General features: G+C 48.1%; 13 protein-coding genes. 7 read left to right on the top strand and 6 right to left on the bottom strand.

Features of this window, described 5'->3' with window-relative positions:
- Positions 1-2: 2 nt before the first annotated feature.
- The 5 genes from MKA69_RS17700 to MKA69_RS17680 form a co-directional block, all read right to left on the bottom strand.
- Positions 3-845: a methyl-accepting chemotaxis protein gene (locus tag MKA69_RS17700; RefSeq protein WP_304572808.1), complete on the bottom strand. Its 843-nt coding sequence runs from the start codon at positions 843-845 to the stop codon at positions 3-5.
- Between the two features lie 127 nt (positions 846-972).
- Entirely contained in the window at positions 973-1,254 is a 282-nt protein-coding gene (locus tag MKA69_RS17695) for a PAS domain-containing protein (RefSeq protein ID WP_305848651.1), read from the bottom strand.
- 234 nt (positions 1,255-1,488) lie between these two features.
- Entirely contained in the window at positions 1,489-3,876 is a 2,388-nt protein-coding gene (locus MKA69_RS17690; protein ID WP_305848590.1) for a VolA/Pla-1 family phospholipase, read from the bottom strand.
- Between the two features lie 15 nt (positions 3,877-3,891).
- On the bottom strand, positions 3,892-5,127 hold the full coding sequence (locus MKA69_RS17685; protein WP_305848589.1) for an outer membrane protein transport protein: 1,236 nt from the start codon (positions 5,125-5,127) through the stop codon (positions 3,892-3,894).
- A gap of 382 nt (positions 5,128-5,509) precedes the next feature.
- The gene (locus MKA69_RS17680) at positions 5,510-7,570 is read right to left on the bottom strand and encodes an alpha-amylase (protein ID WP_305848588.1); all 2,061 of its coding nucleotides are present in this window, start codon (positions 7,568-7,570) and stop codon (positions 5,510-5,512) included.
- Between the two features lie 291 nt (positions 7,571-7,861).
- Between MKA69_RS17680 and MKA69_RS17675 the strand changes: the two genes are divergently transcribed.
- On the top strand, positions 7,862-8,785 hold the full coding sequence (locus tag MKA69_RS17675; RefSeq protein ID WP_305848587.1) for an aldo/keto reductase family oxidoreductase: 924 nt from the start codon (positions 7,862-7,864) through the stop codon (positions 8,783-8,785).
- A gap of 275 nt (positions 8,786-9,060) precedes the next feature.
- On the opposite strand, the gene MKA69_RS17670 is transcribed toward MKA69_RS17675, so the two are convergent.
- Entirely contained in the window at positions 9,061-9,195 is a 135-nt protein-coding gene (locus MKA69_RS17670; protein WP_305848586.1) for a hypothetical protein, read from the bottom strand.
- Positions 9,196-9,221: 26 nt separating this feature from the next.
- On the opposite strand from MKA69_RS17670, the gene MKA69_RS17665 reads away from it, so the two are divergent.
- Genes MKA69_RS17665 through MKA69_RS17640 form a run of 6 tightly spaced genes read left to right on the top strand, consistent with a single transcriptional unit; the run spans position 9,222 to position 14,883 of the window.
- Complete coding sequence (locus MKA69_RS17665) at positions 9,222-9,893, top strand: hypothetical protein (protein ID WP_305848585.1); 672 nt, start codon at positions 9,222-9,224, stop codon at positions 9,891-9,893.
- A gap of 8 nt (positions 9,894-9,901) precedes the next feature.
- On the top strand, positions 9,902-10,585 hold the full coding sequence (locus MKA69_RS17660) for an ABC transporter ATP-binding protein (protein ID WP_305848584.1): 684 nt from the start codon (positions 9,902-9,904) through the stop codon (positions 10,583-10,585).
- On the top strand, positions 10,573-11,832 hold the full coding sequence (locus MKA69_RS17655; RefSeq protein ID WP_305848583.1) for an ABC transporter permease: 1,260 nt from the start codon (positions 10,573-10,575) through the stop codon (positions 11,830-11,832). The genes MKA69_RS17660 and MKA69_RS17655 overlap by 13 nt, the downstream gene beginning before the upstream one ends.
- The gene (locus tag MKA69_RS17650) at positions 11,825-12,574 is read left to right on the top strand and encodes an outer membrane lipoprotein-sorting protein (protein ID WP_055030189.1); all 750 of its coding nucleotides are present in this window, start codon (positions 11,825-11,827) and stop codon (positions 12,572-12,574) included. The genes MKA69_RS17655 and MKA69_RS17650 overlap by 8 nt, the downstream gene beginning before the upstream one ends.
- Positions 12,571-13,827 (top strand): hypothetical protein, encoded by a 1,257-nt coding sequence (locus tag MKA69_RS17645; protein ID WP_371131880.1) that lies wholly within the window; start codon positions 12,571-12,573, stop codon positions 13,825-13,827. Before MKA69_RS17650 ends, MKA69_RS17645 begins: the two co-directional genes overlap by 4 nt.
- The gene (locus tag MKA69_RS17640) at positions 13,828-14,883 is read left to right on the top strand and encodes a sensor histidine kinase (protein WP_305848582.1); all 1,056 of its coding nucleotides are present in this window, start codon (positions 13,828-13,830) and stop codon (positions 14,881-14,883) included.
- Positions 14,884-14,896 lie beyond the last annotated feature (13 nt).

Here is a 14,896-nt window from a genome sequence, read left to right as displayed (position 1 = left end):
AATCACAAAGATAACTTTTTAACAGTCTCTGATACAGAATTTGCATCATGAATAATTTCATCAATAACACCTGCAATATCATTAGCTTGATTCTGTCCTTCAGAAGTATTAACAGAAACTTTATTAACGGTTTTTGTTATTTGTGACGCGATTTCAGAGTTTTTTCGAATTACAGAGATTATTTCATCTGCGGAGGTAGATGTTCGTCCTGCTAATTGCCTTACTTCATCTGCGACTACAGCGAAGCCTCTTCCTTGCTCACCAGCCCTTGCTGCTTCAATCGCGGCATTAAGTGCTAATAAATTTGTTTGATCTGCAATACTACTTATTGTTGATATTATGGACTCTATATCTTTTGATTGACTATTTAGTATGTTTATTTGGTCGCTAACATCAGCTACAGATGTGGTAACATTATTCGTAGCAAGCAATAACTTTGTAATTACATCATGGCCTTTATTTGCACTTTCAACAGTTTGATTTGCTATGCTACAAGCTTTTGCAGCAGCCTCTCTAATTAAGTTTGCTCTTTCTACTCGCTCTGTTATATCACTAGCTATTTTTATTATTTTTACAACCTTTCCTTCATGATTATAAATCGGATTGTAAGTAGCTTCTAACCAAACTTTTTGACCATGAATATTCAGCCTCTTGAAAAGTCCTTGTTTTATTTGTCCAGATGCAAGATCAAACCAAAAATTTGGGTGTTCACGGTAAAAATCAGGTTCACAAAATATTTTGTGATGTTTTGATATTATACTTTCTAAAGTATAACCAAAAACATGTAAGAAATTATTATTTGCTGCTAGAATATTTCCTTCAGGATCGAAGTCAATAACAGCCAAGGACTTATCTAATGCGGTTATTAATGCTTGATTTCTTTCAAGTGTTGATTGTTGTTCGGTAACATCTGATGCTAGTTTGATAATTTTTACTACTTCACCGTCAGTTATGATTGGGAAGTAGTTAGCCTCAAGCCAAATTGCTTGATCTGATCTGATCTGATCTGATCTGATCTGATCTGATCTGATCTGATCTTGATTTCCTTATGAATCTTCCCCTCTGTGGTTTGCCTTGGCGAAGTTCATTCCATAGCTTCTTATAAGCTTGGGTGTTTGTGTCATTTGGAAAGCATAAATATTTGTGATGCTTCCCAGTTATTTCTTCCTTACTGTAGCCAAAAATTTTCAGAAATTCTTCATTTGCATCAAGAATGTGCCCGTCTGGAGAAAATTCAATGTAAGGCACTTGCATAATTATTGCCTTATAAAATGCACTGTTATAAACATCAACATCACTTTTTTCCAATTTGTTTAGATTCCGTTTCAAACACCACATATAACTTTGCTCCTGAAGATCTAAGTCATTAATCAATCTTTATTAGATGTTTATAGTATAAAGCTGATACTTTTGTATGGTGTAATGAGTGTTTTTTTGAACAAGCGCACTCTTAGAGTGCGCTTTTTCATGGAGGGTAACCCAGTTGTTTTATTTCAAGACAGCGGTATTGGCAATGGCACCTAAACTGTCATCAAAAAGGAAATCAGCGGTTTCAGCTTGCATCTCGGTGTGATGATTCAAGTCTGCATATCCCGCATCTTGCGGTGCAACAAAGGTCGAGTGTTTCGCCGTGCTGTTGAACTGAACAAAGCTTTTGGTTGCGTCTGGAGCGGTTTGTCCTGAATTGACAGTGGTTAGGCTCAGTAAAGTTGCGAGTGGTTCGGTACCTGCAAATTGTGGGCTGAGATACACCAATTGGCCACCAGGGTTACTGACGCTATTGGGTACCACGCTATCGCCATCCACTTCTGAGAAGTAAAGTGCGGTTGTGAGTGCACCACTGCTCAGTTTGGTACTGACCACAGAATATGGGTCAATAGTGTCTAGCAGAGTTTGTGCGGCATATGAGAACAGTTGGAAGCCCGAGGTGACCTGAGCCAACTGCTCTTGAGTGGCTAAGTTGGTAAACAAGGTATAGCAAGCAGAATCGTCTAGGCTGGCACATTGAGCATCAGCAAACCCTTTGTATTCCGTGCTAGCACTTAATGCCACATTGTGTTTGATCTGCGGACCAAAGAAATCCGAGCCCAATAACAGGTTAGAAATTTGTCCGCCGGAGTTTTGAATCGCCGCCGCAGAAAAACTGTAGAGCGCATTAGCTGAAGCAGAGCCTAACGTTTTATTGCTCTCGGCCACTGCGGAGGTGCCAACGATGCCACCCAAGGAGTGACCAAGCATACGTACTTTAGAGCCAGTACCCACATTGATACTAGAGAGTGGCGTGCCTGTGAACAGCGGCTGTGAAACGGTTAACGCAGCACGTAGTCCCAATACATCGAGGATGCTTTGGCGCAAGTTATCCCGCGCGACAGCCAAGTAGGTGAGGTTGATGTAAGCGAGCGGATCACTATTGGCTGAGCGTGTGCTGTCTAAACTGCGTTCACCGTGCAGAGGTAAATCAATCGCGATCACGGCAAGCCCTGCTGCGGTGAGGTTTTTAGCAAATGCATAAGCATTTTCTTTCGCCGATGTCACACCGTGTTGATAGATAACAATATCCGTTGGGGTGCTGCCATTGGGTGTAAAGAGTAGGAACGGCACATCTTGCACTGATTTCACTTTGGGTACGGGTGAATAGCGAGTGATGTAGCGTTCAGGATCCAATGCAGTGCCATCGGACTTGGTCAAGGTCAAACCCATCAGCTTGAGCTGTTCACTCGCATCAGTGGCGAGCTTGCTGGTATCAATCCCTGCGGCAAGCAGTTGGCTGCCGATCGCAAATTGCTCATTGCTGTCTGCGAGTGCGGCTTTGATTTTGGCTAAGCTTGGCATTGCAGATTCAAACGGTTGGGTATTCCATTTACTGCCGGTTTCGAGGTAGTAAGGCAGACGTACTGTGCCTTTGGTTACATCAACAGTGTTATCCGTGTATGTACCTATAATGGCTGCTTTTTTATCTGCACCAATATAAGTACTGAAATTGTCATCCGCTGTCAGAGCGGCAGCTAAGTCAACGGGTGTGCCTAATTGCATTGTGTAAGCCGTATCGAGCCCAATGCCAGTTTGTTTCCACACTGCCTCTAATTGGTTACTACCACTGGCAAACGCCGATGCGGTTGCGCCGCGTGTGGCAAACAGCGTATTACTGACGGATTGAGTGGAAAACCAAGTTGAGTAAACGATTTGAGTATCATCTACCCCACTGAGTTGGAAGATTTTCTCTACACCTTGAGTGACTTTTTGCAGTGTTGCAATGTCTCCTTCGGCGTAAATTTTTTTCTTGGATTTTAGAGCCGCGTAGCTAGACGAGGTGCCCACAGGGTCGCCGTTAGCGTCGGTGACCGCGGAGGTGGCCGCCAGAATATACTCCGAGGAGGCATTCAGTGCTTTGGTCGGTACGATCAGAATTTTATCGGAAGCGGCACTGGAGATAGCGGTGTAATCCACCCCATTGGTCAGTAAGGTTTTGATGGTCGGCGATCCGGTCATTGAATCAGTTAACTCATACAAATAGATGCCGGATGAGATCACGCCATCGGCTAATCCTGCGCCTTTAAAATCAAGGAATAGCGGCATGGTGATTGGCCAACCATCCACTTGCCCCATCGCGACCAACGGGTTAGATCCAGAAGTATTGCTTCCTGGCGGAATTTCTAATGTGCCGTCACTGGCATTCATCAAAGCAAAAGAGGGAAGAGGCACGTTAGCATTACTGCCACTTAACGCAAATTTGATGGTGGTATCACGTTGCAATGCTTGCTGAATATAGGATTCATACTCAACCGTGGTGCTGTCACCAGAGCTGGTTGTTTCATCGCCACAGCCGACTAACCAGAGTGCTGAGCAAAGAAGAGAAATCTTAATTATCTGTTTCATGTTCGGCTCCGGAAATCAGTTAAAACGATAGTTAAATTGCAGCGCGCTGATGTAGGCGACCGCCTCAGAATCAAATTTGAGGTTTTCCCCAACTTGGTTGGTTTCGATGAACGAACCTTTACGGCTTTGTACGAGGGCAAAACCGGCATCCATAGTCAGTTGTGGAGTCACGCTATAAGTCACCCCCGCTGAATACCAAAAGCGATCACTGTCGGGAATACTCAACGTTGCCTTACCGGCTTGCTCATCAAAGGCGAAACCGGCACGTAATGTCCAAGTCGCATTGAGGGTGTAAGTTGTACCGACTGACCAGCGGCCGTTGTCTTCGTATTTCTCTATTTTCTGGAAACAAATTCCATCTTTACATTGGCCTGAGGTGGCTGTTAGCTCTTTAAAACTGCTCCAATCGGTTTGTTGGTAGCTGTAATGCACCGCCCATTGGTTATTCAACTGATGAAAACCAGACAATTCCCAAATGGCAGGAAGTTCAATTTTCAGCTGTCCCGGCACCACAGCGCTGGTGGCGATGCCGGAGTCATAACTGGAAAACTCACCATCATCAAAATTAAGTTTAACGCGTGAACGGTAGCCAAAACCGATGCGGTTTTGTTCATCCAATTCGTAAAGTGCGCCAATATTCCAACCGAAACCCACGGTTTCACCGGTCATGCCAATCAAATTGTCGCTAGGGCTTCCACCAAGGAATGGGGCTAGCCCACCTTTATGGCGCGTGAGCTCTGCTTTTGCGGCGACCAGATCCAAACCAAAACCTAGACTGAATTCTTGGTTAACGCGATAGGCAATATTGGGGTTAAGGTTGATGGAAATTAAAGAGGTATCTCCCGCTAAGTCGCCCGCATAAATCTCATTGGGATAGTCTGTTGCCACGCCGTAAGTGGTAAACATGGCAAAGCCCCATGCCCATTGGTCATTAATGGGACTGATGTAATAAGCCGCAGGGACAATTTGCATTGGCGCGACATCTTTCATCGATTGATTGTTTGATAGGTCATCCACGTTGACTTCGGGATCGACGATAGAGAGTGCGCCAGAGAATTGTGCCGTATCGAACAGCATCATGGCCGCTGGGTTGCGTGCCAGCACACTGGCGTTATCGGCGACGGCTGCCTCACCGGAAAAAGCGCGGCCTAAGCCTGATGCAGAGTGTTCGGCTACTTGGAAGCCTGCTGCGCTGGCGTGTCCCGCTAAGAGCACGCCCATACATGCAGCAAGTGAAGATTTGTTCAACATTCTCGACCTCCTGAGGTCTTAGTTATTGTCGTTATTCCATTGACGATCCTGCAAGTCACTTACCCACTTCAATGTGCGTTTGGGCTGAGCAGTACAAAGCGCTTTGGGTGTGAGAAAGATCAAGCATAGTTTGATGTTAATTTTGTGTTAATGCGATGTCAAAGGTAATGGCGGATTTATTTTCAAGAGGGGGCGAAAGATAGAGATTTAATTCAAATAAATCAATGGATTAAATGTATTTTCTGGTTGTACCAGTATAAGTTTGTTGAGTTTACAGTAAGTTACAACGAAAGGGTGATATTGCACACTTTTCTAATCTAAGCCTAGGTTTGATAGAAGGTTTTAACCAGAGGCATCATCAATATGCCTCTGGTTGATGGGGTTAGCGACCGATAAACGCGACGATGACTTTATCGTCACCAAACTGTCGAGTGAACAGGTAAGCGTTGGATTGAGGGAGCTCGCGATGGATTCCGGCGCCAATTGCAGGATGGCGTTGACGAAATTGTCCGAGCGTTTGCCAGTGTTTGAGTAGATCTTGGCGCGCGGTATTCCATTCCCAAGGCATGTCGGAGCGTGTACCTTGGTGGAAATCATCGGCGTAAGGTCCCGCTTCGCGAGCGATTTCATCCCCGTAATAGACTTGGACAGCCCCTGGAGTCAGCAGTAAGGCATTGGCGGCATTGCGCTGCATCTCGAAGGATTTAAAGCGACCGAAGAACAGTTCTGTATCGTGGGAGGACATGTAACTGACCGGATTGAAATCAGGATATTTGGCGAGAGTCTGTGCGTAGTCTCGGTAGACCATGGCCATCTGGCTTAAACACGCCGCACCATTATCCATGCGTTTTTGGATATCAAAGTTAATGAGCGCATCGAAGCCATCATCAAAATAGGGGCTGCGATAGGCACTGTGTCCCCACACTTCTCCCATCATCCAAAATGGTTCACCGCTCTGCTGATGTTCTTTTCGCCATGCGGTTAGGTTTTGGCTAGCTTGCTGCTTTAAGCGTTGCCACACTTCACCTTCTACATGCTTTACGGTATCGATGCGAAAACCGTCGATCCCGAAGCGGCGCACCCAATCGCTTTGCCATTCAATTAAATAATCAGCGACAGTGTAATTGGGTTTACTGACCACACGTGTGCCGGGGTTGTTGAGTAACCACTGTGGTGGCGTGACGGCTTGAGTAGACTCGGTACGAAAATCGGGCAAGCCAGCCAAGTTCATGGTGATGTCGCTGCTGCCCGGTGCTGGGTACCCCGGAAGCCCAGCACGAACCCAATCACCTCCCCACCATTGCTTCCAGTTGTTACTTTGGTAATCAATCGCTTGATGAAAACTGTGCCAGTTTTGGTCTGCGTTGGGTTTCCAATCACTCCAATGTTCGGGCAGCATGGGCGCGTTGACGACTTGGATCGCATCTTGCTGCAGGTCGGCCAATGTGGCGTAACCGGCGTGGTTAATCACGGCATCCATCAAAATTTTGATGCCACGGCGATGTGCTTCGCGCACGAGCGTTTGTAAATCCTCATCTCTCCCGAAATTGGCATCAATCTTGGTGAAATCGCGCGTCCAATAACCGTGATACGCATAAAACGGGAAGGAGCCTTTTTCGCCGCCACCGACAAATCCGTGCACTTGTTCCACAATCGGGGAGAGCCAAATTGCGTCCGTGCCTAAGTTTTTTATGTAATCGAGTTTGGCGATAACTCCTTTCAGATCGCCGCCATGAAACGTGCCGATTTCCTCTTGTCCGTCTTTTTGCCGACCGTAACTGCCATCATTGCTAGGATCGGCGTTGTAAAAGCGATCGACCATCACGAAATAGATATTGGCATTGCGATAAGTAAAGGGTTGAGCTTGGGCTTGTTTGGGTTCAAGCAGCACTAAACCGCCACTGTTTGTGGAAGGGGTCAGACGTACTTTGCCTTGCTCTACTGTGACAACTTGTCCGGTGAAGGCCTCCTTTAGTTGAGTGCCATCGGCAAAGCTGTCAGCCAAATCTAAAGTTACGTCACCGCCTTGGTACACTTCACAACTGACGTTTGGGATCGGGCGGCGAAATTCGGTTTTGGTCGCTTTTGTTGTTTGGCGTACGAAAGTGAGTGTGTTGTTTTGCGCTTGCCATTGGAATGCGTAATCGCCAGTAAAGCGTATGCTCAAAGGCAGTTGAGTCGGGATATTGCAATTTAGAGGCAGCGGCGTATTGAACTTGATCTCTTGCGTGGATGCCGGTGGGCAATCACCACCAATCCCGCTGATTGTTAGGGTGTAATCCCCTTTGGTTAGTGGGATCACCAGCGGCTCATCGGCTTGCAACGGAAAATCACGGCTGTTGGTGGTGGTGGCTACCGTTAAATTTGCGGTTAAATTGGATGCGGCAAGGGCTGGCAGCGCCAACATTGAGAGTAGGGACAAGGTCAAAGGGTTAAGTTTCATTGTCTATCCTTATTGTTATTGCTTCGGCTTGCCTATCGCGTGATGGCGCCGATTTTTGAACCGATAAAGGATAAATCACGCAGTGTCACTCAACATCATTCTCAGCTCTACGCCTTGTTAACTTGCACTGCATCACAACTTGTTACTGACGGGCGTAGAGTGACATCGGATGTCGGCATCACGGCTAAAAATCCAATCTAAGTCACAACTTCACCGTTAGGTATTGATAGGTTTTGCACCGAGCTGTGCTCCTGCTTAGGATGTCGCTTAGTGAAAAACAGGAGAAAGACCATGCAACAACAAGCAACCGTACAGAAAGTTACGATGGCGCAACAAGGGCCAGAACTCTCTGAATTGGTTCAAGGTTACTGGCGGCTGGCAGAGTGGAATATGACGCCTCAACAGCGCTTAACCTTTTTGAAGCAGCATATTGAGCTAGGGATCAGCACCGTCGATCACGCCGATATTTATGGCGGCTATCAGTGTGAGGCTCTGTTTGGTGAAGCGTTAGCCCTTGATCCCTCACTGCGCGAGCAGATCCAGATCGTCACTAAATGCGATATTAAACTGTGCAACCCGAATTTTCCGGAGCGCAAAATTAACCACTACGATACCAGTGCCGCGCACATCTATCAGTCGGTGAACAATTCGCTAGAGCGCTTGGGTGTGAATGACATCGATGTGCTGCTGATCCACCGTCCAGATGTGCTGATGAATGCTGATGAAGTTGCGGAAGCGTTTTCTGAACTGCACAAAGTCGGTAAAGTGAAACACTTTGGTGTTTCCAACTTCAGCCCTGCGCAGTTCGATTTGTTGCAATCCCGCTTAGGCAAGCTGTTAGTGACCAATCAAGTCGAAATCAACCCTCTCAATTTTGATGTGGCGCACGATGGCACGTTGGATCAATTACAACGCTTACGTATTCGGCCTATGGCGTGGTCATGTTTGGGGGGCGGTGCGATTTTCTCCGGCCAAACCGAACAAGCGCAGCGTGTACGAGCTGTGCTGGAAGAGATCCGTGTTGAGCTCGGCGCAGAGTCGATTGAGCAGGTGATTTATGCGTGGGTGCGTCGTTTACCGAGCCAACCACTACCGATTATCGGATCCGGAAAAATCGAGCGAGTTCAAAGTGCAATAGCAGCCTTGTCGTTAGAGCTTTCTCGTGAGCAGTGGTATCGGGTGTGGGTCGCATCCCAAGGTCATGGCGTGCCATAACGGGTTATTACGGCTCAATCTTCTTCCACCCTGCAGCTCCAAGTTGTTTGAGAAGATACTCTTGCGCCAGCCTTTGTACTGGCGCAGTTTTTCTCAAGTCATCCTATACCCTTCCTACTTGAAGCTGCAGCGGTGTTGGCTACGTTCGTTCACCCCAATCACATAGTGTATCTATGCTCATGGGGATGAACTCACTTGCCGCCTACCTGCAACTCCAAGTAGTTTGGGTATAGCTCTTCACTTCTTGCCACCCATTCGCTCCCGATATTGTCCATTCACGCCCCATAAAGACCATTGGTCGCAAAGCCCGATAACGACAGACGAAGTTCAGTAAACTCACTCCATTCTTGATGGCTGCAGCGTCGTGGCACAAACACGATGAGCAGTTGAGGACGTTTACGTTCTGACAATTACGTTACTGAAAAGGACCGTTCACATGAAAATTCGAACTTCGTTAAGCTTGACTACTTATGTCTCCGTTTTGTTGTTTAGCTTATCTGCTTGGCCTGTATTTGCGCTGCCAAGCGAAGCCATGATCCAACGTTATAACCAAGCCGCACAAGGTGATGAAAAGTTAGTTGAACCCTTGTACGCCGATTTAGAAAAATTGGTTGCGCAAGAAGGGGCGACGGCACTGAGCTTGGTCTATTTGGGCAGTACACGCACCTTGATGGGACGTGATGCTTTTTTACCGTGGAAGAAAATGCGTTATAGCGAAGAGGGGCTTGCCACAATAGAGAAAGGCCTTTCTTTATTAAGTAGTCAGGTGACCCAATCAAGTGAGCACACGGCAAGTTCAGAAGAGATACGCAACGGTTTACCAGTTCAAATGCTTGCTATGGCAGTGGCAGCGGCCACTTATACCGCCATGCCCGACATGTTTAACCATTTTGAGCGCGGATATGATCTCTACCTGAATTTGTTGGCGGATCCGCAATTTCAAGCGCAGCCATTTGCTGCTACCGCGTGGATCTATCGTTTAGCCATCGTCGCAGCCTTGCGTGCAAAAGATCAGGCGCAAGCCAAACAGTGGCTAGAAACCATGCAGCAAGCGGATGCTCAACATCCCGACACCCAACAAGCTCAAACCTTATTGAGCCAAGGGTAGGAGGGCATATGCTTCAATTTCAATCCATTGAGAAACAATACACGTTGGGTTCGCAACGCGTATCGGCTCTGCGCGGGGTGAGTGGTGTCGTGCAGCAAGGTGAAATGTTGGCGCTGTGTGGCCCCTCAGGCTCTGGAAAAAGTACCTTACTGAATATCCTAGGCTTGCTTGACCCTTGCTACCAAGGTGAAGTGATGTTGGAGGGTAAGGCCTATCCACGTCACGGTAAGTGTGCGGCATTATTGCGCCGAACCCAGTTTGGTTTTGTCTTTCAAAAATTCAACTTAGTGCCAGTGATGACCGCACTAGAGAACGTAGCCTACCCTTTGATGCTCAATGGTTTCAGCCGCAATGACCAGAAACAATTTGCGCGAGAAATGTTGCTTAAGGTGGGGCTCGAAGACGTCATGCAGCAGCGCCCAGATCATCTTTCGGGGGGACAGCAGCAACGCGTGGCGATTGCGCGGGCTTTAGTCCATGGCCCTAGATTGGTGGTGGCAGATGAACCCACCGCGAGTTTGGATAGCCAAACCGCCACTTTGGTGATCGGGTTGATGAAAAGCCTTGGTCATGAGTTAGGTACTACTTTTGTGGTGGCCACTCACGATGGTCGTATGGCAGCGCAGTGCGATCGCACACTCAATTTGGTTGACGGACAAATTTCTGTGGAGGCCATGCAATGGGCAAGTTGATCTCTCAAGCGTGGCGTTTAGCGGCGCTGAATCTACAACGCAATCGCCGCCGTAGCTTACTTTCTATCTCGATCATCGCCATTGCGGTACTAGCGTTAACCTCCGCAGGGGGTTATGGGCTTTACACATACGATTCGTTACGTGAATCGACCGCGCGTGACGTTGGGCATTTAACCATTAGCCAGTTTGGTTATTTTGAACAAGAGGAAGAAACCACGCTCGCCAATGGGCTCGCAGACAGTGACCACATCCGCCAAGCCTTACTGGCGAACCCTGCAATTCGAGGCATTCAGCCCCGAATTGAACTCACGGGACTCGTGTCGAATGGCGTGAAATCCACGATTTTTGTTGGGCTTGGGGTGGATTATAAAGAGTTTGATATGAAAGGGCCGTTTCTGGATGTGCGAGCAGGGCAAACCTTGCAAGATCCTAGTTCACCGCGCTTTGACCCAACTCAACCGCAAGTGATGCTTGGGGTTGATCTGGCGCGCAACTTAAGTGTGGGCGTCGGTGATTGGGTGACGTTACTGGCGACGACTGCAGATGGCGCACTGAACGCGCTGGATTTTCAAGTGCGTGGGCTGTACTCAACGGGCGTACCAGAACTGGACAAGCGTCAGCTTTATCTGCACTTGGCTTCCGCGCAAGAGCTACTTAACTCAAGCAAAGTCAGCACGTTATCTGTGTATCTATTCACCACAGAGCAAACTGAAGCGGTGCAAGCGTGGGTGGGAACACAGTTGAGCAAACCACCTTTCGCGCAGGATCTCCAAGTCACGCCATGGCAGCAGCTCGCGTTTTTCTACGCTCGGGTGAAAGATTTATACGATCGACTGTTTGGTGTGATGGGAACCGTGATGGCGTTGGTGGTGTTTGTGGCACTGTTCAATACCTTAACCATGTCAGTCAGCGAACGGACACGGGAAATCGGTACACTGGCAGCACTGGGTGCATACCCCAATGACATTGTGGCTGGGTTTATGCGTGAAGCGACCTTGTTGGCGCTGTGCGGCTCACTCTTAGGTGCCTTGCTTAATGGAGTGACCATCGTGGCGGTGCGCGTAGCGGATATCCAAATGCCACCGCCTCCGGGCAGAACCGAAGGTTATCCGCTGGATCTCTATTTCTCGTTCACTCTGGTTGGGCTTTGTACGATCGGAACGGTGATGATTTGTGTAATCGCGGCGTGGTTCTCTGCCCGCAAAGGCGTAAGCAAGCCAATTACGGAGGCATTAGCGTATGTGTAAATGGAGAGTAACGTTGTGGTTGGGGCTGAGCTGGGCGTGTAGCGTTGCCGCAACCGAGTTGGATGTGGTCAGCATGGTGCAAAAAGCTGACGAATATCGACTCAAAGAATCGGCTGCCAAAGTGACTTCGGTGGTGAAGCTTTATCACGACGATCATTTAGAGAAAACCAATCAATATGATGTGTATGTCCGTGAGAATCGCGAGTCGCTAGTGCTGTTTCAATCGGCGACAGAAGCGGGACAGAAAATGCTGATGCTTGGCGATAACTACTGGCTTCTGATGCCGAAAAGCCGCCGCCCGATCCGCATTACTCCAATGCAGAAGCTGCTGGGAGAAGCCTCGGTAGGGGATATTTCAACCTTGACTTGGAGTGATGATTATCAGCCGACTCTAGAAGGCGAAGAGCGCTTGTTGCTTGAGGACCAAAGAAGTGTTGAGGCTTACCGCTTGTCGCTCAAGGCGAAAACTGCAGGCGCGAGTTATCAGGCGATCACCTTGTGGCTAAATAAAGCGGATGCTTCACCGGTCAAGGCCGATCTCTATTTGCATTCAGGTAAGCTGGCTAAAGTTGCGTGGTTTACGGTGCAAGGTGAACGCGTTATCGAAATGGTTTTGCAGGATAAAATTCAAGCGCAGAAGCGTACCGTCATTCAATATCAAGCGGTGCAGCCATTACGGTTGGAAGACAAGTATTACAACCCCGCTTATCTGATCCAAAACCCGTCATTGGAGCAGAAATGAACAGGATGACCCAAGGGCTGAGCATCCTCATGTTGGGGAGCATTTTTCCGGTTTTGGCTCAGGCAGAGCCCAGCTTTGACTGGGATTGGACGGTAAGTGCTTCTCACATTCGTCCTAACGATGCTTCCTTGCTTAGTTCTGCCACTGGGCAACATTCGGAAACGTATGAACAGATGGATGCGTTGCTTGATTTGCAATCACGTTGGCAAGGATGGACGGCGAGCCTCGCTCTCACCGCAACCTCATTTTATGACACCGGTGATCAGTCCCGTGATACCACCTTCACTCTCAGTGAACTGTTCTGGCAAGGAGAAAGAGAGGTAGCAGGACAAACGCTGGATATTACCGCGGGAAAAATTCGCCTCGATTGGGGCGTCGGTTATGGCTATCGGCCGTTGGATCTGTTTTTGCCGTATCGCCGTAACCCATTAGGCATTCAGGTGGAAGAAGGTGCTGGAGTGCTGGCTCTCTCGTCTTACCAAGGGCTAGGGGAGTGGACATTGATTGCCACCGACAGCTCTTGGCAACGTTCGAGTCAATCGCAATGGGTTGAGCATAATCAACAGCAGGGCATCGGAGTGCGCCACTACCGTTTAATGGGAGACAGTGAAATTCAAGGCATTGTGTATTACGACAATGTGCGGCGTGGCTTGGTGGGGGGATCTTGGGTCTCTGTGCTTAATCTTGCTTGGAGCGTACACACTTCTTGGCTTTATCAACGAGAATATTGGCAGTACCAACCACAAACTGAGCACCCGCTCGAATTGGTTAAAAAGCAGCATGCCGCGCAGTTTTTGTTTGGCTTAAACTGGGCAAATGCGGCGGGACACAATGTGATTGCCGAATACTGGTACGATGGGCGCAGTTGGAGTGAGCAAGAATGGCAACAGGCACTCAACACGGCGGAACAAATGCACACAGCAGGGCTTACTCAAGCCGCTGCGTCATATGCGCAAGGTTATCAAGCCGCCAATATGGTCACGCATAACGTCATGTTGCATTGGACATGGAATGGCGCCACGGGGCGGCCGCTTGGTATCGATAATTTAACGCCGAGCATAGACTTGCTGTGGTCGGTCGAAGATGGCAGTTTGATCATGACTCCGTGGCTCAATTGGCTGGCGTACGATAATGGTTCAGCCTCGTTGGAACTGGAACTTGCAGCACGTTTTTTTAGTGGGGAACCGGACTCTGCGTATGCAAATCTGCCGGATAACGCTAGGATTCTGTTCAATCTAAAAGGGAAATTCTAGATGATGGAACGCTTTGATATTTCAATCTACGATGTAAAAAGTTTGGGGTTTACCACACTATTTTGCATTGTGATAGCTTTGACCACGATGACCCTGTGGGAAGGGGACTTTTCCGAACATCTTGCAATCAGTTTAGGTTACGGCTACAGCGCCTTTGTATCGGCACAATGCATAGAACGGCGTTGGCCGGAATTATCAAAACGCCTCGTCAATGTGTTGTCATTAAGCTGCTCGGTGGTGTTGGGCACTTTAGGCGCGTATTTTTGGTTGCATGAGTACCCCGGCTTCGATGATTTTTCCGCGTATAAGCCGATCATGGTGCTCGGCTTTATTTTTTCTGCCGTGTGCTTTTTATACTTTTACTCTCATGAGCAAAAGTTATTGGCACTGGGTGCATTGGAAGCCGCAAGACGGCGTCAATCTGAGCAGGAAAAGGCCTTACTTCTCAGCCAGCTTAAGCAGCTACAAAGCCAGATTGAACCGCATTTTCTGTTCAACACCTTAGCCAACATTAATGCGCTGATTTCTGTTGAACCTTACAAAGCCCAACTCATGCTCGAAAAACTGACGGAATTGATGCGTGGCGCAATGCGCTTGCGGCGCACCAATACTGGCGATTTGCGTGAAGAAATCCAGTTGATTGATGCTTACTTAGGTATTCAAAAAATTCGGTTGGGTGATCGGCTAGAATATACGCTGCCTGAACTGGCGGAATGGGGCAAGTTGGGCATGCCACCAATGCTCATTCAACCGCTGGTGGAGAATGCGGTATCTCATGGCATAGAGCCGAAAGCTGAAGGTGGAACGATCCATATCCGTATTAACGTTGCGGGTGATTGGTTTGAATTAACCGTTGAAGATAACGGTATGGGACTGAGTGACACCCCTAAAGGAAATGGTATTGCATTGGAGAATGTTCGTCAGCGCTTATCTGGCTTATTTGGTCATGAAGGATTGCTGACCGTAGCGCAAAATTGCGTAGGAGGCGTGACCGCGACGATTCGGGTGCGACTACACCATTTGCAAGCGTTACAACGCGCCACGTATGGCGAATGACATTACAAAAGAG

It is taken from the genome of Vibrio sp. AH4 (assembly GCF_030710545.1).
GTDB classification, from domain to species: domain Bacteria; phylum Pseudomonadota; class Gammaproteobacteria; order Enterobacterales; family Vibrionaceae; genus Vibrio; species Vibrio metoecus.
This window is presented reverse-complemented; position numbering and strand designations above follow the sequence as displayed.